The sequence below is a fragment of the Riemerella anatipestifer genome, from assembly GCF_009670965.2.
GTDB lineage: Bacteria > Bacteroidota > Bacteroidia > Flavobacteriales > Weeksellaceae > Riemerella > Riemerella anatipestifer_B.
The window spans coordinates 465272-488852 of the sequence record NZ_CP073239.1 but is presented as its reverse complement, the minus strand read 5'-3'; the positions used below and the strand labels follow the sequence as shown (position 1 = coordinate 488852).

25 protein-coding genes are annotated in these 23581 nt (G+C 33.0%); 21 read left to right on the top strand and 4 right to left on the bottom strand.

Translation table 11 applies throughout. From position 1 onward, the window contains the following. From D1J36_RS02280 to D1J36_RS02185, 20 genes are all read left to right on the top strand, one after another. Complete coding sequence (locus D1J36_RS02280; protein ID WP_154137290.1) at positions 1-699, top strand: NAD-dependent epimerase/dehydratase family protein; 699 nt, start codon at positions 1-3, stop codon at positions 697-699. Between the two features lie 29 nt (positions 700-728). Continuing rightward, on the top strand, positions 729-1292 hold the full coding sequence (locus tag D1J36_RS02275) for an acyltransferase (RefSeq protein WP_229578684.1): 564 nt from the start codon (positions 729-731) through the stop codon (positions 1290-1292). Positions 1293-1372: 80 nt separating this feature from the next. Then, complete coding sequence (locus D1J36_RS02270) at positions 1373-2266, top strand: hypothetical protein (protein ID WP_154137289.1); 894 nt, start codon at positions 1373-1375, stop codon at positions 2264-2266. Between the two features lie 19 nt (positions 2267-2285). Then, complete coding sequence (locus D1J36_RS02265; protein ID WP_154137288.1) at positions 2286-3098, top strand: glycosyltransferase family 2 protein; 813 nt, start codon at positions 2286-2288, stop codon at positions 3096-3098. Next, positions 3095-4114 carry a glycosyltransferase family 2 protein gene (locus D1J36_RS02260; protein WP_154137287.1) on the top strand — a complete coding sequence of 340 codons (1020 nt, stop codon included), beginning with the start codon at positions 3095-3097 and terminating at the stop codon, positions 4112-4114. Before D1J36_RS02265 ends, D1J36_RS02260 begins: the two co-directional genes overlap by 4 nt. A gap of 38 nt (positions 4115-4152) precedes the next feature. After that, complete coding sequence (locus tag D1J36_RS02255) at positions 4153-5586, top strand: lipopolysaccharide biosynthesis protein (protein ID WP_154137286.1); 1434 nt, start codon at positions 4153-4155, stop codon at positions 5584-5586. A gap of 81 nt (positions 5587-5667) precedes the next feature. Further along, entirely contained in the window at positions 5668-6684 is a 1017-nt protein-coding gene (locus tag D1J36_RS02250) for a sugar phosphate nucleotidyltransferase (RefSeq protein WP_154137285.1), read from the top strand. Positions 6685-6740: 56 nt separating this feature from the next. Then, complete coding sequence (locus D1J36_RS02245) at positions 6741-7541, top strand: DUF4292 domain-containing protein (protein ID WP_154137284.1); 801 nt, start codon at positions 6741-6743, stop codon at positions 7539-7541. Further along, the gene (locus D1J36_RS02240) at positions 7538-9091 is read left to right on the top strand and encodes a M23 family metallopeptidase (protein WP_154137283.1); all 1554 of its coding nucleotides are present in this window, start codon (positions 7538-7540) and stop codon (positions 9089-9091) included. The genes D1J36_RS02245 and D1J36_RS02240 overlap by 4 nt, the downstream gene beginning before the upstream one ends. 30 nt (positions 9092-9121) lie before the next feature. Continuing rightward, the gene (locus D1J36_RS02235; protein WP_154137282.1) at positions 9122-9304 is read left to right on the top strand and encodes a Sec-independent protein translocase subunit TatA/TatB; all 183 of its coding nucleotides are present in this window, start codon (positions 9122-9124) and stop codon (positions 9302-9304) included. Between the two features lie 110 nt (positions 9305-9414). Then, positions 9415-9612 carry a Sec-independent protein translocase subunit TatA/TatB gene (locus D1J36_RS02230; protein ID WP_154137281.1) on the top strand — a complete coding sequence of 66 codons (198 nt, stop codon included), beginning with the start codon at positions 9415-9417 and terminating at the stop codon, positions 9610-9612. Positions 9613-9636: 24 nt separating this feature from the next. Then, entirely contained in the window at positions 9637-10248 is a 612-nt protein-coding gene (locus D1J36_RS02225; RefSeq protein ID WP_154137280.1) for a DUF4254 domain-containing protein, read from the top strand. After that, entirely contained in the window at positions 10241-10711 is a 471-nt protein-coding gene (locus tag D1J36_RS02220; protein WP_154137279.1) for a hypothetical protein, read from the top strand. The genes D1J36_RS02225 and D1J36_RS02220 overlap by 8 nt, the downstream gene beginning before the upstream one ends. 19 nt (positions 10712-10730) lie before the next feature. Continuing rightward, positions 10731-11324: a GTP cyclohydrolase II gene (gene ribA, locus D1J36_RS02215; protein ID WP_154137278.1), complete on the top strand. Its 594-nt coding sequence runs from the start codon at positions 10731-10733 to the stop codon at positions 11322-11324. 162 nt (positions 11325-11486) lie between these two features. Further along, positions 11487-13184, top strand: a complete 1698-nt coding sequence (locus tag D1J36_RS02210; RefSeq protein WP_154137302.1) for a glycoside hydrolase family 3 protein — start codon at positions 11487-11489, stop codon at positions 13182-13184. 13 nt (positions 13185-13197) lie between these two features. Next, a complete protein-coding gene (bshA, locus tag D1J36_RS02205) occupies positions 13198-14331 on the top strand; it encodes an N-acetyl-alpha-D-glucosaminyl L-malate synthase BshA (protein ID WP_154137277.1) in 1134 nt (377 codons plus the stop codon). Positions 14332-14345: 14 nt separating this feature from the next. Beyond that, positions 14346-15608: a DUF2851 family protein gene (locus D1J36_RS02200; protein ID WP_154137276.1), complete on the top strand. Its 1263-nt coding sequence runs from the start codon at positions 14346-14348 to the stop codon at positions 15606-15608. Positions 15609-15615: 7 nt separating this feature from the next. After that, the gene (locus D1J36_RS02195; RefSeq protein WP_154137275.1) at positions 15616-15837 is read left to right on the top strand and encodes a PspC family transcriptional regulator; all 222 of its coding nucleotides are present in this window, start codon (positions 15616-15618) and stop codon (positions 15835-15837) included. Positions 15838-15857: 20 nt separating this feature from the next. Then, a complete protein-coding gene (locus D1J36_RS02190; RefSeq protein WP_252339412.1) occupies positions 15858-16358 on the top strand; it encodes a GNAT family N-acetyltransferase in 501 nt (166 codons plus the stop codon). Between the two features lie 44 nt (positions 16359-16402). Next, complete coding sequence (locus D1J36_RS02185; RefSeq protein WP_154137273.1) at positions 16403-17383, top strand: glycosyltransferase family 2 protein; 981 nt, start codon at positions 16403-16405, stop codon at positions 17381-17383. A 165-nt stretch (positions 17384-17548) separates the two neighbouring features. On the opposite strand, the gene D1J36_RS02180 is transcribed toward D1J36_RS02185, so the two are convergent. From D1J36_RS02180 to D1J36_RS02165, 4 genes are read right to left on the bottom strand one after another with little or no spacing between them, the layout of a single operon-like run. Beyond that, positions 17549-18607 (bottom strand): DUF3810 domain-containing protein, encoded by a 1059-nt coding sequence (locus D1J36_RS02180; protein ID WP_252339435.1) that lies wholly within the window; start codon positions 18605-18607, stop codon positions 17549-17551. Beyond that, a complete protein-coding gene (locus D1J36_RS02175; protein WP_154137271.1) occupies positions 18597-20075 on the bottom strand; it encodes an MFS transporter in 1479 nt (492 codons plus the stop codon). The genes D1J36_RS02180 and D1J36_RS02175 overlap by 11 nt, the downstream gene beginning before the upstream one ends. A 41-nt stretch (positions 20076-20116) precedes the next feature. Then, positions 20117-20848 carry a lysophospholipid acyltransferase family protein gene (locus D1J36_RS02170; RefSeq protein WP_154137270.1) on the bottom strand — a complete coding sequence of 244 codons (732 nt, stop codon included), beginning with the start codon at positions 20846-20848 and terminating at the stop codon, positions 20117-20119. Positions 20849-20861: 13 nt separating this feature from the next. Then, a complete protein-coding gene (locus D1J36_RS02165) occupies positions 20862-21320 on the bottom strand; it encodes a GtrA family protein (RefSeq protein ID WP_014937461.1) in 459 nt (152 codons plus the stop codon). A 116-nt stretch (positions 21321-21436) separates the two neighbouring features. Between D1J36_RS02165 and D1J36_RS02160 the strand changes: the two genes are divergently transcribed. Further along, on the top strand, positions 21437-23569 hold the full coding sequence (locus tag D1J36_RS02160; protein ID WP_154137269.1) for an outer membrane beta-barrel protein: 2133 nt from the start codon (positions 21437-21439) through the stop codon (positions 23567-23569). Positions 23570-23581 lie beyond the last annotated feature (12 nt).

Sequence of the window (23581 nt, the reverse complement as noted above, 5' to 3'; positions counted from 1 at the left end):
ATGATTGTTGGAAAAGGACTTGTAGCGTCATTATTTACGAATGTAGATAGAGAAGATATCATTTTTTTTGCATCAGGTGTTTCTAATTCGCTAGAGGTCAGGATGGAAGAGTTTATGCGTGAGGAGAATCTTGTTAGAGAAACTATTAGCAACTATCCTGATAAGGTAATGGTGTATTTTTCTACCTGTAGTATATATGACTCTTCTAAGGTAGATAGCCCTTATGTATGTCACAAATTAAAAATGGAGAATATTGTCTCAAACAATTGTAGCAGATATTTAATTTTAAGATTAAGCAATGTAGTGGGAAAAGGAGGAAACCCTAATTTACTGATGAATTATCTGGTGCGTTCGGTGATGAATGGAGAAGTTATAAATGTACACACAAAAGCAACTAGAAATTTGATAGACGCAGATGATGTGAGAGCAATAGTGTTGAGCTTAATTGAGACTCAAAATATAAACAAAATTATCAATTTAGCATATTTAGAAAACTATACTATTGTTGAAATATTAGAAATATTAGAATCTTTTTTTAAAATTAGACTCAATCTCAATCTTGTAAAGGCAGGAGCGAGTTATCCTATAAGTACCTCATCTGAAGTGGAAAATTATTATATACAAAATAAACTTCTTGATAAAGAAAACTATCTTAGAACTATTTTGTCTAAGTATTATTCTATTTGTGATGTAGATTAAAGTTACATTTGTGTTTTAGTTTTATAAAAATGAAAAATTTTATATTGTTTTTGTTTTATAAGTTTTATAAATTTCTTAAGTATTCGGAAGTTTCTCTATTGAGAAAAAAGTTCTTCTTAAATTCTCAATCCAAAATACATAGTTCTTTTAAGCTAGGGGCAGATAATGTGTTGGATATTCATTCTAAGGCTGTTTTCAATATAGCAGAAAACGTGATGATAAATCAAAATAATTTTATTACAGTAAAGAAAGAAGCTAAATTGAGTATAGGAAAAGAAACTTACATTACTAGAGCTACTATTTCTTGTTTGGAAGAGATAACCATTGGAGAAAACTGTATTTTGGGAGAAGGGTTAAAGGTTTTTGACCATAATCATAACTATACCAAAGAACCTTTTTCTGTATCTAAAACAGAATTTTATACAGCACCTATAAAAATTGGTAATAATGTTTGGACAGGAGCGAATTGCATTATATTGAAAGGGGTGACGATAGGAGATAATGTGATAATAGGAGCAGGATGTACTATATATAAAGATATTCCTGCAAATAGTATAGTGATTAATAAACAAGATTTATTAAGTATATGGTAACAAAGCAAAATTATCATTATATACATAGGCTCTCTAAGAGGGTTACTCCTTTTATCAAAAAGAGTAATAGATTTACGAAAGTGATAACAAGAGAAGGTAGGTTAGACTTAGCTAATAGATTTATTTCTAATAAAATTAGAGATGGAGTGCCTTTTATGGTGGGGAGGTATGGAAGTATTGAAGCGGAGACGATAGTAAACTTTTTAGAAGTTAACAAAAAACAGAGTGATATAGAAGCTATTATTCGCCATATAAGAGGAAAGTTAAATGTTTTTTGGAAAAAAGATGAAAAATTATTAAATAAATTGTGTTTTAATGCTGGTTTTTTTCCAAATGAGGAAGATTTAGTAAAAGATTTTGTAAATCTAATGATTGAATGTTCCAAAGATATAGATGGTTTGGGAGTTTGGAATGGTTTAGAGGAATATATACCAGAAGTTCCTTTGGACTGTTCTATATTTAAATTAAGAGAATTAGAACCTTGGTTTTTCAATAATCCATGGACTTCTAGCTTGAAAGGGAAAAAAGTTTTGGTGATACATCCTTTTGAAGACAGTATAAGATATCAATATGAAGTAAATAGGACTAATTTGTATAAAAATGAAAATATCTTACCAGAATTTGATTTAAAAATAATTAAAGCTGTTCAGTCTATAGCAAATGAAAAAGTAGATTATTTGACATGGTTTGATGCGTTGGAAGATATGAAAAATAAGATAGACTTAGTCGATTTTGATGTAGCAATTATAGGCTGTGGTGCCTATGGTTTACCTTTGGCGTCATATATAAAAAATAAAGGGAAACAGTCCATACATTTGGGTGGAGTAACTCAGCTTCTTTTTGGAATAAAAGGAGCAAGGTGGGAAGGTTGGAATGATTATCTTTCACTGAGGAAAGAAAATGGAACGTATTGGATTAGACCTAGAGAAACTCCTAAAGGATACAATGAGGTAGAAGGAGGGTGTTACTGGTAGAGCATTATAAAACTTAGTTATGAAATTTTCAATACTCGTAGCTCATTATAATAATTATAATTATTTTCTAGATTGTTACAAAAGCATCATCAATCAAACTTATCAAGATTTTGAAGTTATACTTGTGGATGATTGTTCTAATGATGGTTCTTTTGAAAAAATACAAAATTTAGTAAAAAATGATATAAGGTTTAAAGTTTTTAAAAATGAGGAAAATAAGGGCGTAGGTTATACCAAAAGAAAATGTGTAGAATTGGCGACAGGAGATATTTGTGGTTTTGTAGATCCAGATGATGCTCTTACTAAAGAGGCAGTTGGTAGATCGGTAGAGGTCTATGAAGAAAATAAACAAACTGTTGCAACTTACTCTAGATTTTATATTTGTGATGAACATTTGTCTGTTAAACATATTTTTAAAAACACGAAAAAAGTGAGAAGTGATAATCCATATTTTTTTAATATTAATTTAGAGATAGCTCACTTTTTTACATTTAGAAGAGACAAATATTTAGAGACAGAAGGTATTATTCCTGAATATAAATTGGCAGAAGATCAAGATTTATATTTAAAACTTTACGAAAAAGGAAAAATTTTTTATATAAACCAACCTTTACTTTTTTATAGAGTCCACAATAAGGGACTATCACATGATAGCAATAGAATGGAAATGAAAACCAAACATTGGCACCAAGTTCTTTATAAAGCCACGGAAAGAAGAAAAATCACTACTTTATATGGGGTATCTGTGAAACAAATAGAGTGTCTGCCAAAATTTCTTTTTGAAAAGGAAAATTCTTTTTTGAAAAAACTAATTAGAAAGTTTATCAAATGATAAATATATATGTAAAATCATTCAATAGAGCATACTATCTAGACCGTTGTCTAGCGTCTATTGAAAGAAATGTGAAGGGAACTTATTCTATTACGGTTTTAGATGATGGTACTCCCCAAAAATATTTAGATAAAATAAAAGAAAAGTATCCTCAAATAAATATTAAAACATCTAAATCTTATTCCCGAAAAATAAAGGGTGTAGAAGAAAATATTTTCTTAGGGAAGAATATAGATAGTTTTAATATTCCTACCGATTTATGGATAGAAGCAGTTGAGAATGGAACAGATTATTGTATCGTTACAGAAGATGATGTATGGTTTACAGAAACAATTGATGTAGAAAATTTACTAACAGAAGCAGAGAAAAATAATATCAATCTTTTAAAATTAGGTTGGCTAAGTAACTTTAAAGATGATGAATATCTTCAAATAGGTAAAATTAATGAAGATGTCAATTTTAATAGACCTAAGGATTTGTTTTTAGGTTCTAAATGGCTAATGGATATATTTTTCTATAACCGTTATAAGTTTTTTAGTATTGCTTATAGATTAGGCATTTTTGATAATTATACCAAAATAAAATACTGGTCTCTAAACTCTATTTTAATGGGGTTATGGAAAAAAGAGTATTGGCTAGAAGTCTGGAAAGATGCAAAGGGCAGGGTGGACGAAAAACAACAACTAAGAAACGCCGCTGCTTACTATAATAAACATAAAAATAATCCTAATTTTATAGCTAGGCTTTCTAAAGAAGCTATGAAAACGACCTTTCAAAGCTCTGCTACCAATTCTTATCATGAATATGGGTTTAAGGTGGATATAAACTACATCAATTATCTTTTGAATGAGGCTTGGTATAATGATAAGTTAGATAGTATGCAAAACTATCCTAATGACTTTTCTATTGATTATCTAGAAACCTTCTTTGATGATAAGGTGGATAAAAACGAATATCATAAGTGGGTAGAGCAGTTTAAAAATCAATATAGAAACCTCGGCTGTAGTATAGACTAGAAGTTTATATTTTCTATATCTTTGCAGAAATTTTTGCTTTGAAAAAATTACTCAACGAGACTATCATTTACGGTATCGGGGCTATCTTACCGAGGGTTATTTATTTCCTGCTTAATCCTTTTTTCATTTACTATATCTCTAGGGAAGAGTTTGCCCAGTTTACCAATCTTTATGCTTGGATGTCTTATGTGAACATACTGCTTACACTTGGGTTTGAAACCTCTTTTTTTCGTTATTCGGCAGAGAAAGAAAACGAAAACAAGGCATTCTATACTTCGTTTTGGTTTCTGTTTTTTACATCAAGTTTATTTTTAGGTGGAGTTTATATTTTTAATCAAAGTATAGCAGATTCATTAGGGTATGCAGCTCACCCTGAGTATATTAAATGGTTTGCTTGGATTGCCTTTTTTGATACTATTTGTGTAATTCCGTTGGCATGGCTTAGATTTAACAATAAACCAATAAAATATTCTGCTATTAGAGTGGCACAGGTGCTGATGCAGGTATTAAGTGTTTTGGCATTATTTCTATTTATACCTAAAGAAACTTCTCAGAGCTTGGGTATGGAGACATCGGTATCCTACGCATTCGTAAGTAATATTATAGCTAGTGTGGTAGTGTTTGTGATGTTACTTCCTGTAGTTAGCAAGATAAGGTTTAAGTTTTCTATGAACTTGTTTAAACGAATGATAAAATATTCATATCCACTGATGTTGGCAGGATTAGCATTTGTTGTAAACGAAAACTTTGATAAAACGGTACAGTATAATATTATTTCTAAGGCAGAAGCAGGGGCTTATGGGGGTTGTTATAAGTTGGCGGTTCTAATGACGCTATTTGTTACGGCTTACAGAATGGGTATTGAGCCATTCTTTTTTAAACAAATGAATAATGCAAATGCACCAAAAACTTATGCAAAAATCACGGAGTATTTCACATTATTCGCATCTGTAGCAGCGTTGGGTATTGTGGCAAATATCAGTTGGTTAAAATCAATTTTTATTACAGATAACTCTTATTGGATCGCTATGGATATAGTACCGATTATTGTGGTGGGTAATTTGTGTTTTGGCATTTATTATAATTTATCTACTTGGTATAAAGTTACGGATAGAACCTTTGTTGGGACGCTTATTTCTTGGCTAGGAGCAGCGATTACCATTGTGCTGAATTTGTTATTGCTCAAAGATTATGGGTTTATGGTATCAGCTTGGGTAACCTTGTTGGTGTATTTCTTAATGATGCTAGTGTCTTACTTTTTGGGACAGAAGTATTATCCAATCCCTTATAATATGAAAAAAATAATGTTGGTGCTTTTGGTATTGTCGGTATTTTCATTTTTATCTTACCAGATATTTGAAGCAAATGTATGGATTGGGAATATTTTATTCTTAATCTTTGGGTTTGGTATTGTTTTTTCTGAGAGAAACTTAATTTTATCAATGGTAGCGAGGTTCAAAAATAGAGGCTAATTTTAATCATCTGTTTATTTTTGGAGGAAGAAAAATTAAAATACTATATTTGGAGTTTAATTAGTAATTTATCATAAAAATATGAAAATAATAGTACCTATGGCGGGGCGAGGTTCCCGATTGAGACCACATACTCTTACAGTTCCAAAACCACTTATACCTATTGCGGGTAAGCCTATTGTGCAAAGATTGGTGGAAGATATCGCAAAAGTAGCAGGACAACCTATAGAGGAAGTGGCTTTCATTATTGGAGATTTTGGTGATGAGGTAAAAGTATCTCTTATCCAAATTGCAGAAAAATTAGGGGCTAAAGGGAGTGTTTATACTCAAGATGAGCCTCTAGGTACGGCTCACGCAATAAAATGTGCAGAAGCTTCTATGCAGGGAGATGTGGTAGTAGCGTTTGCGGATACTCTTTTCCGTGCTGATTTTGTATTAGATACTAATTCGGACGGTGTAATTTGGGTGAAAAAAGTAGAAGACCCTTCGGCTTTTGGAGTGGTTAAGCTAGATGATTATGGCTTTATTACAGATTTTGTAGAAAAGCCACAGACCTTTGTTTCAGATTTAGCTATTATAGGGATTTATTACTTTAAGTCTGCTGAGAAACTGATGGAGGAAATTAATTATATTATGGATAATAATATAATGCAAGGAGGGGAGTATCAGTTGACCGTAGCTTTAGAAAATTTAAGACAGAAGGGAGCAAAGTTTTCTTTAGGGAAAGTAAACGATTGGATGGATTGTGGAAATAAAAATGCAACGGTAGAAACCAATAGTAAGATATTACAGTATGAGAAAGACGAGATGTCTTCGTTCCCGTCGTCTGCTAAGATAGAAAATAGCCTTATTATTCCTCCTTGCTTTATTGGAGAAAATGTGGTTATTAAAAATTCTAAAATAGGACCTAATGTCTCTTTAGGAAATAATACTGAGGTAGTTAATTCTAATATAGATAATTCTTTAATACAGGAAAAAACACTGATTAATCATGGTAATTTGAGTAACTCTATGATAGGTAACTCTGCCAAATATTTTGGAGTATCTAGAGAAATTTCGCTAGGAGACTATTCGGTGCTAGATTTTCTTTCTAAATAGATGTATAAGTTTTTAACTATTTTTTCGTTATAGCTAGATAATTAACATTCAATATTATGAATAAACTTTGGTTATTAGGGATAGCTGTGCTTATGCTAGTGTCGTGCAAAACGCAGCAAAATGTTCCGTCCACACCACCTGTGAGTACAAATAAAAAGATAGAAAAAGACCAAGTTTTTTTCAATAATATCCTTAGAGAATCTGCTTTTAAAAATTTAAAGATTTCCAGTAAAATTAAGGTAGATAATGGGAGTCCAATTCCTACGTTGGACGCATTAGTTTATATAGAAAATCAAAAGAAAGTTTGGATAAATCTTTCAGCGTTGTTCTTTAATGTAGCAAGAGGTGTCGCTACGCCGGAAGGCGTTAAAGGTTATGAGAAGTATAATAAAACTTATATAGATTCGGATTTTTCTTATCTTAATCGACTTCTGAATGTTAACTTTATTGATTATTCAGCTCTTCAGAATTTATTGGTAGGGAGGACTTTTGTTCCTATTAAAGATGGTGATTTTGATTTGACTAAAAATGCACAAGGTTATCATTTAACATCGGCTAAAAATCAAAAAATAACAGTAGATGGTAAGGTGAATGAATATAAAATGGAATTAGATTATGACACCATGTTTAATCTTAGTAGGGTGAAGTTATCTGATGCCAAAACACCTGATTATCTAGAAGTTTTTTATACCAATTGGGATAATTTTGAAGGAAATTATCTGCCTAAAAATGTTAAAATTATTATAAAAGCAAAAAAAACAGACCAGATTTTCATAGAAAACACGAAATTTGACTCCTCTACTATGGATACACCATACACGGTGCCAAGTAACTATACAAAGAAGGAAATTAAATGATATTTAGGAAGTTAAGTTTTTTATTGAGTGTATTGTGCTTTGGGTTGTTTTTTTCTCAGAAGAAAGAGCAGCTTCAGAGAGAAAGTGCTGAACTGAAAAAACAAATTGCACTTATCAACTCTAATCTTGCTAAAACTCAGAAGGAGGCAAGGCTTTCGATAGCACACCTTAATGAAGTTAATAAAAAAATTCAGTTAAGAGAGAAGGTTTATAATAATACACAAAAGGAGAAAAGGCTGATTGAAGATGATATTTATCTTCGTCAAAAAGAAATTAATAAGTATAAAAAAGAACTGGCTATACTAAGAAAAAACTATGCTGAGATATTAGTAAAAGCTTATAAGAATAAAGGTATTCAAAATAAAGTTACATTTATTCTATCGGCTAAAAATTTGGGAGAGGCTCTAAGAAGAGTACAGTATCTTAAACAATACTCTGATTATCAGGATAAAAAAGCTAAAGAGATTAGCGGTAAAGCTGCAGAAATTCAGCAAGCTTTAAAGCTGAAACAAAAATCAGTAAAAGAGAAAGAAAATATTCTTACTCAGCAACAGAAAGATCTTTTAGTGATTCAAAATGATAGAAAACAAAGGGAATTATTATTAGAAGATTTCAAGAAAAATGAGGCAGCCCTTACGGCTGAGCTTAAACAAAAGCAAGCGCAAGCTAAGAAAATTGAAGGCGAAATCCGAAAGATAATAAACGAAGAAATAGCAGCTGCTAAGGCAAAAGAAGAAGCTGAGAGAAAAGCTAGACTGGAGAGAGAAAGACTTGCAAGAGAGGCAGCCGCTAGAGAAAAAGCTAGAATAGATGCCGAGAATAAAGCTAGGGCAGAAGCTCTAGAAAGAGAAAGAAAAAAAGCGGAAGCAGAAGCTGCTAGATTGGCAGAGATTGAAAGAAAGAAGCAAGATGATGCAAGAAAACAAGCTGAACTTGCAAAAGCGGAAGAAAATGCAAGGAACGAAGCACGCCGAATAGCTGCCGAAAAAGATGCTAGAGAAGCCGCTGCTAGAGTTAAGGCTGCAGAAGAAAAAGCTAAGGCTGCAAGAGATGCTGAGGCAGAACTAGCCAAGAGAAAAGAAGAGGAAAAGAAAAAAGCAGAGGAAAAAACGAAGACAGCGTTTGGTGTGGGAGCAGCAACAGGGTCTAATTTTGCTGAAAATAGAGGGCGAATAGGCTTTCCAGTGGAGAGAGGGCAGGTAACGCACCGTTTTGGTAGGCAGCCACACCCTGTATTTAAAAATATAGTTGAGGAGAATAATGGGATTAGAATTGCAGTTTCTCCTGGTACTAAGGCAAGATGTGTTTTCCCTGGTGAAGTGTCAAGAATTTCTTTTGTTGGGGGGACTAAGACGGTTATTGTAAAACATGGTAGCTATTTTACCATATATAGTAACTTATCTGATGTTTCGGTTTCTCCTAATCAAAAGGTTTCATCGGGAACTACAATTGGGACTATAGCACAGGATTTTGAGGGAGCTTACTCTTTAGATTTCCAAATTTGGAATGGAAGTACACCTGTTGATCCTATGGGATGGGTCTCAAACTAACTATAAATTGAATAAAAATATAGATAAATTATGTTAACGACTATTTTAGCACTATCGGTACAACATATATTTATAGTGTTGGTTATACTACTCTTATTGTTTGGAGGGAAAAAGATTCCGGAGCTGATGAAGGGTTTAGGTTCAGGTATTAAGGAATTTAAAGATGCAGTAAAGGAGGAAGAAAAACCTTCAACAGAAGAAGAGAAAAAGTAGAGCAAATCTATTAGAAGGTTAAATTTTGGTAAGGATAGCGTATTAGTTTATATGTATAAATTTTGCTATCTTTACCAAAATTTTGTTTTTAATACTATAAAGATAAATATATGTTAGTAGCTATTCTTGGAGCAATAGGACCTTGGCAAATTGTTGCCATCGTGGTTGTATTATTGCTTTTTTTTGGAGGAAGGAAGATTCCAGAACTTATGAAAGGCTTAGGCTCAGGTATTAAAGAGTTTAAAGACGCGGTAAAGGAAGATGATAAAAACAAACCTTCAACAGAGGAAGAAAATAAAAAATCATAATTAAAAAGTAAGATTTTAAATTAAATGAGTTTTTCTGAAAAAGCTTGGGATATTTTTAATCAAGCTATTATAGACTATCATAAAACAGATGATGTAGATGCAGTTGAGTCTAATCCGTTCTCTGAAAATACTTTGGAACGACTTTTGTATTCGAAGAATTGGATTGATACCGTTCAGTGGCATTTAGAGGATATTATTCGTGATGAAAACATATCTCCTGAGAAAGCTTTAAAGATTAAAAGGAGAATAGATTCATCTAACCAAGATAGAACAGATTTGGTAGAGTATATAGATGATTATTTTCTAGAAAAATATAAATCTGTGAAGCCTAAGGAAGATGCTAAAATCAATACAGAAAGTCCAGCATGGGCTATCGACAGATTGTCTATATTAGCTCTTAAGATTTATCATATGAAGATAGAAACCTTAAGAGATACAGCAGACGAGAAACATAAACTGAAGTGTTCTAATAAGTTGGCTGTTCTTGAGGAGCAGAAGGTAGACTTGAGCACAGCTATAGATAGATTATTATTTGATATAGAGAGCGGTAACAACAAAATAAAGACTTATAAGCAAATGAAAATGTATAATGATGATAGTCTAAACCCAGTTTTATATCAAAAGAAAAATGTTTAAAAATCTCTTACCCTTAGTATTCACTATATTTTTACTGGTTTCTTGTTCTGTAGAGCAAGTTAACTTGTCTCCTCTTTCACAAGGGATTGTTTCTAAAGGAGAGGCAAAAACTTCACCTGACACCATAGTTATGAGTGCAAGTGTGAATGTTAGCCAAGTAAAGTATGCTTCTGAACTATCAACAGCGGCAGATAAACTTCCGAGGTTTTCAGATGCGGCAATAAATAAACATATAGATTTAATAAAGTTCAATGTTTCTGAGTATCTTTATGCACTTAGGGAACACAACGAAAATAGAAAGGTAAGAACGCTAGACGGTTTGCAAAAGAGTTACAAAAAACTTCAAGGGCTGAGGAAAAATCTTTCTTTGGAAGAAGATGAAGCTCTTAATTTTTATTTGGTTAAAATCAAGACCAATATTACTATGTTAGAGTCAATAAAAACATCTTCTGATAACTTTTAAGTAAAGGCATACTGATTTTATGTTGAAAATACAGGCTGAGGCTAATATCCCTACCGATTTTGGTGTTTTTAAAATGATTGCATTTTCTGATAATGAAATGGATTGGACACCACATATTGCGTTGATTGCAGAAAATACAGACTTTTCTAAGGTGGTCAATGTGAGGTTTCATTCTGAGTGTATTACTGGAGAGATATTTCATTCTAAAAAGTGTGAGTGTGGACAGCAGCTAGATGCTGCGATGCAGTACATGCAGAAGAATGGTGGTATTATTCTTTATTTGAGGCAAGAAGGTAGAAATATAGGGATTATCAATAAGCTTAAGGCTTATGCTTTACAAGAGCAAGGAATGGATACTGTACAGGCAAATCTACATTTGGGACTACCTGCCGATGGGAGAGATTTTGGTGTAGCGATTGATATGTTAACCAGTTTGGGTATAAAAGAAATTAATCTGCTTACTAATAATCCAGATAAATTGAAATTTGTAGAGGATAGTACAATAAAGCTTAATGAGAGAGTTCCTTTACAGATACCATCTAATGAAGTTAATGCAGATTATTTAAAAGTAAAAAAAACTTACTTTGGACACCTGCTAGAAGATAATAAATAATCATAATATCAATTATATAAGGTTAAAGAGCTCTTTTTTACTAAAAAGATGCTCTTATTTTTTTTAATAGTAGGCTTATAATAAAATTGTATATTTGTTGTGGTCCAACTAATTTCTTTGAGTATAATGAATATAAATGTTAGAACAGTCTTAGTTTGTGCGATGTTATTTTTTATTTTTGGGAATAATAAAGCACAATATATACCTAAAAATAATACTGAAATACTAAAAAAAGAAGCCAAAGTTTATGCTGAAAAAACTTATCAACAACTTTCTGAAGACGAGAAAATAGGGCAACTTTTTATTGTCGCATTATATACTAATAAAGGGGAACCTTTCATCAGTCAAGTCAAGACATTGGTGGAGAAGGAAAATATAGGAGGGCTTATATTGATGCAAGATGATACACGTAGGCATATAAGTCTAGTAAACGAACTTCAAGGTAAATCTAAAGTACCTTTGATGATAGGTATGGATGCAGAGTGGGGACTTTACCAAAGGCTTCCAATAGCACATAAGTTCCCTTGGGCAATGACGCTTGGGGCGATTCAGGATAATACGCTTATTTATGAAATGGCAGCCAAAATAGCTGAAGATTGTAAAAGAATGGGAATTTATTGGGACTTTGCTCCTGTAGTAGATGTTAATACCAATCCTATCAATCCCATTATAGGTAATCGTTCTTTTGGGTCTAATGTGAAAAAAGTGATAGAGAAAGGGTTGGCTTACAGTTATGGTTTGCAGGATAATGGAGTTTTGGCAAGTATTAAGCATTTCCCAGGTCATGGGGATACCGATACCGATTCTCATTTGGATTTACCTGTAGTTAATCATTCATTATACAGACTTAATAAAGTGGAGTTAGCTCCATTTAAAGCACTTATGGATAAAAAAATAGGCGGTGTTATGGTGGCTCATCTCTATGTTCCGTCTTTGGAAAACCAAAAGGGAATTCCAGCTTCTATTTCGTATAATATTGTAACTAATTTGCTGAAAAATAAGTACGGCTATCAAGGGCTTATTATTACCGATGCTCTTAATATGAATGCGGTTGCAAAAAGGTTCAATCCAGGAGAGTTAGATTTAAGGGCTTTTAAAGCTGGTAATGATATTATGCTGTTCTCTCAAGATGTACCTTCTGGTAAAAGGTTAATTAAGAAGGCTTTGCAGTCTGGCGAGATTTCTCAAGATAGACTAAAAGAGTCGGTTATGAAAATTTTGGAGGCCAAGTATCTATTAGGACTACAAGATTTTAAACCCATTGATGCCAATAACATAGAAAGAGATTTAAATAATGATACTCATCAAAAATTAACGGAAAAGCTATACGCCAACGCTTTAACATTGATAAAAGATGAGGCAAAAGCTCTACCTTTAAAATCATCAAAATACTATTATTTACCTTTGGAGGAAGCTCCTTATCAAGACTTTATTAAAGAACTTCAAAACGGAAGAGAAGTAGAGCTTATTACAGAAGATAAATTAAATACTTTACCTCAAAATACTCCAATTATCGTTGGGCTTCATAAGGATAATAGCACAGCATATAAACCTTATAAAATATCGGCGAAGTCTAAGGCAATTTTGGATAAGGTAGCAGCTAAGCACCAGTTGATATTAGTAGTATTTGGTAGTCCTTACGCTTTGAGAGATATAAATATAAAGAATTATCCAACGGTACTTGTAGCTTATGAAAATAATGAATTGTCTATGAAAGCTACAGCTAAAGGACTTTTAGGTAAAACTAAAATACATGGGCGACTTCCTGTGGTGGTAAATCAAGATTTAAAAGAAGGAGAGGGAATAGATGTGGAAGCAGTGAATAGTGGGGATGAGTGTAGTATTAAAGTTAAAAACTAATATTAAAAGGCAAATGAAAATAGGTATTTTATGCTATCCTACTTATGGAGGAAGCGGTATTGTGGCTACCGAATTAGGAATGAGTTTAGCTCAAAAAGGTTATGAGGTACACTTCATTAGTTCTAACCTTCCCGCACGGTTGGATATGACTAATCCCAACATTTTTTTTCATAAAGTAAATGTTGAAACCTATCCATTGTTTAAATATCAGCCGTATGATATTGCATTGTCTTCGGCTATTTATCAGGTAGTTAAACTTTATAAATTAGACCTCATACATGCTCATTATGCTATTCCGTATGCTTATGCAGCCTTTGTGGCAAAGCAGATGCTGAGAGATGAAGGTATTTTAATTCCCATAGTTACCACACTACATGGTACCGATATTACTTTGGTGGGGCAACATCCTAGTTATAAGGCAGCGGTTCAGTTTTCTATCAATCATTCAGATGCAGTAACTTCTGTTTCGGAAAGTCTTAAAAAAGATACTTTAAAAGCCTTTACTATTAAAAAAGAAATACAGGTTATTCCAAATTTTATTGATAACGATTTGTATAACAGTTTTGTAGGGTGTTGTAGAAGACAATTTGCGGAAGATGACGAAAAACTACTGATTCATGTTTCTAATTTAAGAAAAGTTAAGAGAATTCCTGATGTGTTAGAGGTATTTAAAAGAGTGCAGGAAAAAGTGCCAAGTAAACTGGTTATTATTGGTGAAGGTCCTGATATGGAGCTGATTAACGATTTTCTTATGGCTCACCCACATCTTATAGACAAAATAAGGATCTTAGGTAAAACTAATGATTTGTACCAGATTTTAAAATGTACTGATGTGTTTCTGCTTCCTTCTGAGCAGGAGAGTTTTGGTTTGGCAGCGTTGGAAGCAATGGCGGCAGGGAATGCGGTGATTAGTAGTAATGCAGGAGGGATACCAGAGGTAAACATACAAGGAGAAACAGGCTTTTTGACGGAAGTGGGCGATGTGGAAACTATGGCTAAAAAGACCATCAATCTCTTGCAAGACGATGCTTTGCTCCAAAAAATGAAAGAAAAAGCAAAAGAAGTAGCCCTGCGTTTTGATTTAAAAAATATTCTTCCACAATACGAGCAAATGTATCGTGAAACAATAGAATCTTTTAAAAGCTAACCTTAACTTTTCGTATGACTGAGCAACTACTGCAATATCTTTGGAATTTTAAAATCTTTAAAACTTTTGATTTTAAGGATACTAAAGGTAATAAGGTAGAAGTCTTAGATTTTGGTCAATGGAATTCTGATGAAGGAGCCGATTTTTTGTTTGCTAAAATTAAATATCAAAATATTGTTTTAGCAGGGAGTATAGAATTGCATTTGAAATCTTCGGATTATAAAAAACATCAACATCATTTGAATAGACAATACGATAATATTATTTTGCATGTGGTCTATACTCACGATAAAGATGTGGAAGAGCTGGCTGAGAAAAATGTCCCAACATTAGAGCTTAAAGATTATTTAGAGACTTCTACACTAGAGAAATATCAGCGGTTAAAGGCTCAAAATGAGTTTATTCCGTGTGAGAAGTTGATAGAGGTTTCTAAAATTCCGTTTCAGTTTTCAGAGGAAATTTTACTCAAAAAACTTGACCAAAAATCCTTGGAAATAGAAACAGAACTTACTAAAACTAAAAATAATTACGAAGAAATTTTGTTTCGGAATTTAGCGTATGCTTTTGGACTTAAAATCAACGCTTCCATTTTCAAACAAATGGCGGAAAGTGTAGGTTTTGCTATTGTAAATAAAATAAGGCACCATCAAAATCAATTAGAAGCCTTATTTTTCGGGTTGAGTGGCTGGCTAGAAACACCTTCCGATACGGAAACCGAGATATGGAAAAGAGAGTTTGATTTTCTGAAAGCCAAATATCAGTTGAGCGACACTTTTGTAGCACCTAAATTTTTAAGATTAAGACCTGCGAATTTTCCTACAATAAGGCTGTCTCAGTTGGCTCATCTTTACCATTTGCATCAAAATTTATTTTCGAAGGTAATTAAAGCGTCTTGCCTTGAGGAACTTTATGAATTGTTTACACCAATTAAAGCATCGGAGTATTGGGATAATCATTATAATTTCGGAAAACCAACGGATAAAAAATCAGTTAAAAAACTGACGAAGAGTTTCATGGATTTAGTTATTCTTAATGCGGTTCTCCCTTTAAAATATACTTATCATAAACATTCGGAGGAAGAAATTTCTGAAACTATTTTAGATTTTTACCAAGATATTAAACCAGAAAAAAATAGTATTATAGAGCAGTGGGAAGCGTTAGGGGTTTCAGTTAAGACAGCGATGGATAGTCAAGCTTATTTATTTCAGTATAAAAACTTTTGCAGTCAGAAAAAATGTCTAACTTGCGGCATTGGATATCAACTTTTAAAAAGATAGAGGCTTTATGTTTGAAAATTTAAGACATAGATTTGAGCGTGAATGGTTTGGTGTACTTACCAGAATGGGGTCTAGGCTGGGAATTCCAGTATCAAAGCTAAGAGTTTTTTTCATTTATTCTACATTTGCAACGGCAGGTGTATTTTTCCTTCTTTATTTAGGGTTGGCATTTCTTCTTTGGATAAAAGATATGTTCATTGTAAGAAGGCCTAGCGTATTTGATTTATGATGGAGATACAAATAAAGCCTGTGGATAGTAATAATATTACTAAGCTAAAGAAAATCTGTCAATCTTATATAAATACTTTTCCAAAAGACGAACGCAGAGATGAAGCGGGTTTTCGGGCTTTAGCTAGAAAAGAATTTTTTCCTATAAGAGAAATTATAAGGGGAGAAGATAGTGTAGGTTATATTATAGTGTGGGATTTATCTTTATGCTTATTTGTAGAACATTTTGAAATATATACTTCTTTTAGAAATCAAAATTTAGGCTCTCAAGTATTGAATTATTTAAAAAATAAATTTCCATTGGTAATCTTGGAATCAGAGCCTGATAGCTTAGGAGAATTGGCTTCTAGAAGATTGAATTTTTACCAGCGTAACGGATTTGTAATTTTGGATAAAAGTTATATTCAACCAGCTTATTCAAAGGAAAAAATATCTGTAAATATGTATTTGCTAGGAACAAATATGCCCGATGATTTGTGTTTCGTTACTGAAGAAATAAAGAGTAAGGTTTATAATAGTTAATAGAGCAAAAAGAATAGATTTTTTTATTATAGAAAATTTAATTTATGGATGTAGGTCAAGGTGAGAATCCGTTAATTTCTGTAATTGTACCTGTTTACAATGCGGAAAATTATGTAGAGGAATGTTTACAATCCATCTCTAATCAAACTTATAGAAATATTGAAATTATAGTGATAAATGATGGCTCTACGGATAATAGTGGAGCTATTTGTGATAGATACGCTATGACGGATAGTAGGGTTAGGGTAATACATAAATCTAATGGAGGTCTGTCAAACACTCGCAATGTGGGGATAGAAAATGCCAAAGGGATTTATTTTTCGTTTATAGATAGTGATGATATTATACATCCGCAGTTTTTGGAAATACTTTATAATCTTATCCAAAAAACTAAATCTAGTGTTAGCTGTTGTAAATATTATATGTTTTCAGATTATGCAGAAATATCAGGAGTATTTAATGCTACTAAACTTCTAAAAGAAGAAACTTCTTTTGAAGTGTTTACGAGAGATGAATTCTTTGCTACACTTTATAACAAGGTATACCATGTCAATAATGTAATTACTTGCAATAAACTATATTCCCATAGTTTATTCAAAGAATTGAGATTTAGAGAAAAAATGTTACATGAAGATGAGTTTTTGTTTAATGATTTATATGGAAACCGTGGTTTAGAGTTTAATGTTGTTTATACTCATGATGAGCCATTATATTTTTATCGAAGGGTTAACAATAGTATAACCAATACGAAAATGAACTTAAAAAAGATGTTGTCACTGATGCAACTATATAAAGAGAGAGAAGTTTTATTCTATTATAGAGGAGATAGCGAAATGCATGTTATCTTGCAGCGAAGAGCTATTGGGATTATAAAAAAAATGTTACAAGAGGGCTGTGCTAGAGGTCTTGTTCAAAATTTAACAATAAATGATTATAAACAAATTCTCACAGTACCATTTCTTAAAGTCATTGAAAGGGTAAAGTTAGTCGTATTGATTTTTTATAAAGCATTGCTAAATAAATGATTGATGATAAATCATTACATAAATGATTTGTTAGCATTTGTAATATAAATAAAAAAATGTATATTTGGGGGACCTAAGGAAAAGGGAGGGAATTTTCCTTTGAGTAATATTTTTTTTCATCATTTGTGTTTTTAAGAGAGTCATGCTATTACAGTATGACTCTTTTTAATTAGTGATAGAAAGTCGTTCGTACTTGATTAAAAGTTCAATGAAATAAGAGTAAGTAATTCTGCCTTCTTGCTGATTAGACTTTAGAAATAGATGGTTGGTTAGTCCGAAAAAATCAGAAATGAGTCCTGTATGTTTATTTATAAAATCTTTCTCATAAGCTCGGTCTCGTTTCATTCCGTCAGAATATTCACTAAGGATTTTTTCAACGAATTGAGGTTCTGTATCTACTAACGAGTTAAGTAAACTTTTGAGAGTAAAATATTGAGTGCTATATTTTAGGTCAATATTATCACTATTGATTCCTATGAGATAACCTATGAAATTAGCTTCTTGCTCCCTTGCGTAACCTAGCTGATGAGCACTTTCGTGGGCTAAAGTAAATGGCAAATAGGTGTCAGGAAGATTAGGGGTATATTGAGCTTCGGCAGAAAAAGGATTGTAATATCCTAAAATACCTGTATCATTCATTATAAAGGAAAAAATACTAGGTTTGAAGTTGGAGATGTCAGTTGTTGTTTTAGAGTTTAAACCTAAAGGAAGTTGCTTCTGTTGGTTAAGAATTTCAGAGGTTATAATACTTAAATTTTTTATCTTAAAAATACCGTTAGAATCTTCGGTGACTTGTGCTCTACTTTCTTTACATAAGTTGAGGTATTTAATAGCGAGAGTTTTAGCCTCGTTGATACTAGGTTCTTCTTTGGGTAAAAGATTTATTATTGGTGGTTGAAAATAAGTCATTCCCCAAAAACTTTGATATATGAAATAGAATATATTAACTCCCACTAATAATTTTAGTAATAATTGTTTTTTCTTTTTAAATATTGAAACTAAGTTATAAATGAGGATTACAAATAAAACGATGTACAATATATCTCCAATAGAAAACGGAAACAAAGATGAAAGATATTGATGTATTTCTTTTTTTAGTTCAAAAAGAGAGTTGAAGAATTCAACGGCTAAAGTAATTTTGGATAGAATATAGAATAAAACAAATTGGGCAAACAAAACGCCTGCCCAAAATCTTTTCTTTTTATGTAAATCACTAGTGTGCACCATTAGAGTTCTCAGATAAGATAACTCCTTTCTTTTTAAGGATTTTAGGAGTAATGAAACCATAAAATGCCAAATAACTGAAGCATATCACAGGAATAATGTACGAGAAATGCGTATAAGTCATTCCTAAAATTCCGTTTGGAGAAGTGAGGTCGTGGTCGCAAACCCACCCTTGTATCAAAGGGATAACACCACCTCCTAGAATCATCATTACTAAGAACGAAGAGGCTTTACCTGTGTTTTTACCAAGCCCTGCGATTGCCAAGTCAAAAATAGAAGGCCACATAATAGAGCAAAACAATCCACCTGAAATAAAGAAATATTTAGCAATTTCTTTGTCTGGGTAAAATAAACCTAAAATCATCATTACTGCACCAGCTACGCCAAAAATCATTAGTGTTTTTCCTGCGTTTTTGCCACCTAGGAAACTCATAACGATAAAAATCAAAATCCAAATAGGGTAAATGTAAAATGCAGAAATATCTTTTCCACTTAGATGGTTAGCACCTAAAATAATTCCGAATGCTATGAACGGAACAATAAATTTTAAAGCTAAATTAGTAGAAGACGAGGTGTTGAAAACATTGATGCCTCCATTCCATCTTCCAATCATCAAGCTACCCCAATAGAGCGATACAAAAGGAGCAATATTATGTTCTAAAACATTACCAAATTCTGCAGTGTGTAATAAAGCAGGTAAATTACTAATAATAGAAACCTCAACACCTACATAAATGAAAATGGCAAGCATTCCTAATAGGAGTTGCGGATAATTAAAGATATTGAAGGAGGAATCTTTATCTGTATTATCTACTTCATCTGAAGTGAGGTCTTTAGAGGGGTCTTCTATTTTAGAAAATAGCATAAATACCGCTACTAGTATAAAAGCAATACCAAGTATGATAAACGGCAATTTAACATCGTTGAGGTTTAGGCTAGTATCTCCGTTGCCTCCCGTTCCGAAAAGAGCTAATCCTAATAAAATAGGACCGATGGTAGTTCCCAAAGAGTTGATGCCTCCTGCTAAGGTTAGTCTGTGAGCACCAGTTTCGGGGCTTCCCATTTTAATAGCGAGAGGATTGGCAACAATCTGTTGAACAGAAAATCCTAATCCTACAATAAACAAAGCTGTTAAAAAGAACCCAAAACTATGATTACTAGCTGCTGGTACAAATAAAAAGGCACCAATCGCGGAAATTACCAATCCGAAGGCTAAGGTCTTCTTGTAACCAAATTTTTGCAGAATATCACTAAACAACGATATAATGAAAAATATAACCGAACCTATGAAATAGGCCGCATAGAACGCCCACGCGACTAGTTGAGACTGCACCTGAGAAAGAGTAAAACTCTTCTTAAAAACAGGAATAAGAATATCGTTACTTGCGGCTACAAATCCCCAAAAGAAGAATACAATAATTAGGGATATAAATTGAGACCATTTGGTTTGTGCTGTATTTTGTTCCATTGTTAAAAATTATAAGAGCAAAGATAATTTATTATTTTATATTACAGAGTGTTTTCTTCTAGTGTGTTTTTGATAAGTTGATGTGCCTTTACTTTAAGTTCCTCTACATTATAGGTTATAGGATTATCAATAATCTCATTCAAGAATACTTTTATTTTACCAGGATAACCTTTAGAATTATCAAAAGGGAACATTTCCTTAAGCCCGATGAACGTAAATATAGCTAGTGGCATACTATGTTCCACCGCTAGGGAGAAGGCTCCGTTCTTAAAATTGTCTAGAACAATGCTTGTGTCATCAGGAACGCCACCTTCAGGGAAAATCACCATATTTTGTCCACTTCTCATTCTTTCGGCAGACCTTGTGTACACTTCGGCTCTGCTTTTCGGGCTGTTTCTGTCCACCATCACCGCTACTCTCTTGTAAATGGTTCCGAAAATGGGGATTTTTACCAATTCTTTTTTTCCTACAAAACAAATAGGGTGATTAGGTAATAAGATAACCATCAGCATAACATCAATCACAGAAGTATGGTTGGCAATTACGATGTATTGTATGTTAGGATTAAGACTTTTTGAAGTTTTTTTAATCAACTCGTATCTAAAGCCCATACCATAGAATACGCCTAACGCCCAAAGTCTAATAAAAAAATAACAAATTTTGTAGTGCCCCTTTCTAAATGAAAAAAGATAAACCCAAGGTCCTAGTATTAGCACTAGAACAATGTTTAGTATCACAAACCATAAACGCCATAGATAAACCAGTGCCACCATAATTTTGAAAATTTTATCCGTTGAATACCACTCGTTTTTTCACACTATAGTTGAGTATAGATACCAGAGCGATGGCTGATACTTTGCTAAGTATTTCTCGGCTGAAGGTAAAGAACCATAGTTTAAGATAACTTTCAAAAACCCACCAAAAGAAAACTTGGAAGAATATAAGACTCAAAAAAGTAGAAAAAACAGAAACCCCCATAAAGTAAGCGAACTCTCTCTTCTTAGAATGTTTGCCCCTCTGAAATACAAACCAAATACTCAAGAAATAGTTGGTAATAATGCCACTACTAGTAGACAAAATATTACTCAAAGGGTAATGCACGCCCATAAAATCTAGTTCTAAGGGCAACCATTGTGGGATAATAATACTAAGCAACTTAAAAGAACCTATCTCTACTATAGCACTCAAACCACCTGCTATAATAAAGAATAGAATTTGTTTTTGTTTCAGTAGATGCTGTTTCATAAAGTGGCAAATTTAACTTTAATAATTAAAAGATGTAAAAAATCTAGCAGAATTTTTTACAAAATGTAACAAAAGCTAAACGCTTTGCGACCTACCATGCTATAAAATATAACACAATGAAAAAACAATTAATTCTATTGTCTTTAGTGAGTTCATTTTATGTGATGGCACAAGAGAAAGGTGGCTCAAAAGAGAAAAAGATAGAAGAAGTTACCATTACCAAAACCAAAAAGGCAGTAGAACAAAAAGCAGATAGAACAATTTTTGATTTTTCGGAACAGCCTCAACTTAATTCAGGGACAGCTTTAGATGGGATAAAAAAATTACCGGGGCTTGTGTCATCTGATGTGGCAGGTATGCTTTATCAAGGTAAAATGCTAGAGGTCTTTATGGACGGCAGACCGCTGAATATTTCCAGTAACGAACTGAATGCCTTTCTAGAAGGTATGCCAGCTAATTCTATAGAACGAATAGAGATTATCACACAACCAGGGGCAGAATTTCCTGCAACTTCTGGAGGAGCAATCCTTAATATTATCACTTCCAAAACAGCTAAAAACTACCTTACAGCTACTTATTCTGGCAATTACTCTTTTACCAATGAAGAAAAAGTACGCAGCCGAACTAATAACTCCGTTTTACTTAACGCTAAAAATAAATGGTTTGGTTGGCAGCTTAATGTGGGGCAAAATTACAGAGAATCTCTACTTAGAGGGAATACCGATAATATTACCTCTGTATTTACCGACCGATGGGGGCGTGGTTCTTTTATTAAAGCGGCAATGACTCTGGATATTGGTCAAGACAGATTATTGTTAAACTACGACCTTAACCATAATAACAATGATGCTAGAACAAATAGTAGCGGTATTATTTTAGGAGTGCCTTACGAAAGATTAGACGAAACCAATTCATTGGGAGATAGACACGAGTTTATCGCCACTTATCAGAAGAAATTCGATGATAAAAATAAAAAATTAGATTTTAAATTTTCATTCAATAAGAATGATAACAAATTCCAGCAGGAAAATCAAATATTTAACGGCGTTGGAAGAAGTGAATTGACATTAGACAATCTATCAGATGCCAGAATTTCTACTTTTAAGGTAGATTACTCTCAACCGATAAATATTTTAGATGAAGGTAAAATCAGTTTTGGTGGGTTGTACGAGAAGCTAGACTTTAATACTCAGTCTGGAGGTATTACCAATTTAGATTATCAAAGGCAAACCGCCTCGTCTTATGTAGAGTTACAAGCCACTTTAGGGAAATTTGATTTCATAGCAGGAACTCGTGCCGAAGATTACGATATTTCAGGAGAGGCTTACAATGTAACTACAAAGTCTAATAAACAACTAATCCCTTTTAATCAGTTTAGGTTTTTCCCCAATGCAAGCGTACAGTACAACTTTGGTAAGCAGGTTTATTTTGCTTTAAACTATAACAAAAAAATTACGCTGCCTAGCATTTCTGCCCTTAACCCTAACAACAATACCTTTGCTAACGGAAACCTTTGGACGACGGGTAATCCCGAACTCCAACCGACGATTTTTGACAACTATGAGGCTAAACTTTCCGCGTTTGACTATGCCTTTATCGGCTATAATGTAAGCGTGGCTAAAAATCAGCTCATTCAGATGATTATTCGTCAGGGAGATGTGATTGTTCATCGTCAGGAGAATTTATCGCAATTTAGAATCCACAACTTTAATGTAGGGCTTCCGTTGCCGTTTATGCTATTCCATAAACCGTTAAGCGAGGTGATGAAGATGAATTTTAATCCAGATAAAATCAACTTTATGTACCTCTATGCGGGCTACCAAAAACACGAAATTCCAGAAGTGAAAACCAAAGGATTTTGGATTTTGAACCTGATGTCGCAGTTTATACTTCCGAAAGATATCAAGCTAGTAGCTAATTTTGGATACCTTACAACAAACGGAAACTACTACTATTTTGTAGCCGATAAACCGTTTATGAACACGCTAGACCTTACACTTTCCAAGAAGTTTATGCACGACCGTTTGAGTGTTTCGGTATTTGCTAATGATATTTTAAACGGACAAAGAATGCAGGTGCGTTCTCTAGCACAAACGCCCAATGTTGTACTCTTTAATAAGTGGGACAGCCGTAGCTTCGGACTTTCTATAAACTACAAAATCCCAACTAAAAACCGCCTAGCAAAAGAAACCCCGAACCTTTTGAATAAAGATAAAAAAGAAGATACAGGGCTTATCCAAGGTCTTTAGTAGCCAATTTCA

Excerpts from the sequence above, each read along its gene's own strand:
- D1J36_RS02280 (WP_154137290.1), top strand. The coding sequence starts at position 1 with ATGATTGTTGGAAAAGGACTTGTAGCGTCATTATTTACGAATGTAGAT.
- D1J36_RS02275 (WP_229578684.1), top strand. The coding sequence starts at position 729 with ATGAAAAATTTTATATTGTTTTTGTTTTATAAGTTTTATAAATTTCTT.
- D1J36_RS02265 (WP_154137288.1), top strand. The coding sequence starts at position 2,286 with ATGAAATTTTCAATACTCGTAGCTCATTATAATAATTATAATTATTTT.
- D1J36_RS02260 (WP_154137287.1), top strand. The coding sequence starts at position 3,095 with ATGATAAATATATATGTAAAATCATTCAATAGAGCATACTATCTAGAC.
- D1J36_RS02250 (WP_154137285.1), top strand. The coding sequence starts at position 5,668 with ATGAAAATAATAGTACCTATGGCGGGGCGAGGTTCCCGATTGAGACCA.
- D1J36_RS02245 (WP_154137284.1), top strand. The coding sequence starts at position 6,741 with ATGAATAAACTTTGGTTATTAGGGATAGCTGTGCTTATGCTAGTGTCG.
- D1J36_RS02240 (WP_154137283.1), top strand. The coding sequence starts at position 7,538 with ATGATATTTAGGAAGTTAAGTTTTTTATTGAGTGTATTGTGCTTTGGG.
- D1J36_RS02235 (WP_154137282.1), top strand. The coding sequence starts at position 9,122 with ATGTTAACGACTATTTTAGCACTATCGGTACAACATATATTTATAGTG.
- D1J36_RS02230 (WP_154137281.1), top strand. The coding sequence starts at position 9,415 with ATGTTAGTAGCTATTCTTGGAGCAATAGGACCTTGGCAAATTGTTGCC.
- D1J36_RS02225 (WP_154137280.1), top strand. The coding sequence starts at position 9,637 with ATGAGTTTTTCTGAAAAAGCTTGGGATATTTTTAATCAAGCTATTATA.
- D1J36_RS02220 (WP_154137279.1), top strand. The coding sequence starts at position 10,241 with ATGTTTAAAAATCTCTTACCCTTAGTATTCACTATATTTTTACTGGTT.
- ribA (WP_154137278.1), top strand. The coding sequence starts at position 10,731 with ATGTTGAAAATACAGGCTGAGGCTAATATCCCTACCGATTTTGGTGTT.
- D1J36_RS02210 (WP_154137302.1), top strand. The coding sequence starts at position 11,487 with ATGTTATTTTTTATTTTTGGGAATAATAAAGCACAATATATACCTAAA.
- bshA (WP_154137277.1), top strand. The coding sequence starts at position 13,198 with ATGAAAATAGGTATTTTATGCTATCCTACTTATGGAGGAAGCGGTATT.
- D1J36_RS02200 (WP_154137276.1), top strand. The coding sequence starts at position 14,346 with ATGACTGAGCAACTACTGCAATATCTTTGGAATTTTAAAATCTTTAAA.
- D1J36_RS02195 (WP_154137275.1), top strand. The coding sequence starts at position 15,616 with ATGTTTGAAAATTTAAGACATAGATTTGAGCGTGAATGGTTTGGTGTA.
- D1J36_RS02185 (WP_154137273.1), top strand. The coding sequence starts at position 16,403 with ATGGATGTAGGTCAAGGTGAGAATCCGTTAATTTCTGTAATTGTACCT.
- D1J36_RS02175 (WP_154137271.1), bottom strand. The coding sequence starts at position 20,075 with ATGGAACAAAATACAGCACAAACCAAATGGTCTCAATTTATATCCCTA.
- D1J36_RS02170 (WP_154137270.1), bottom strand. The coding sequence starts at position 20,848 with ATGGTGGCACTGGTTTATCTATGGCGTTTATGGTTTGTGATACTAAAC.
- D1J36_RS02165 (WP_014937461.1), bottom strand. The coding sequence starts at position 21,320 with ATGAAACAGCATCTACTGAAACAAAAACAAATTCTATTCTTTATTATA.
- D1J36_RS02160 (WP_154137269.1), top strand. The coding sequence starts at position 21,437 with ATGAAAAAACAATTAATTCTATTGTCTTTAGTGAGTTCATTTTATGTG.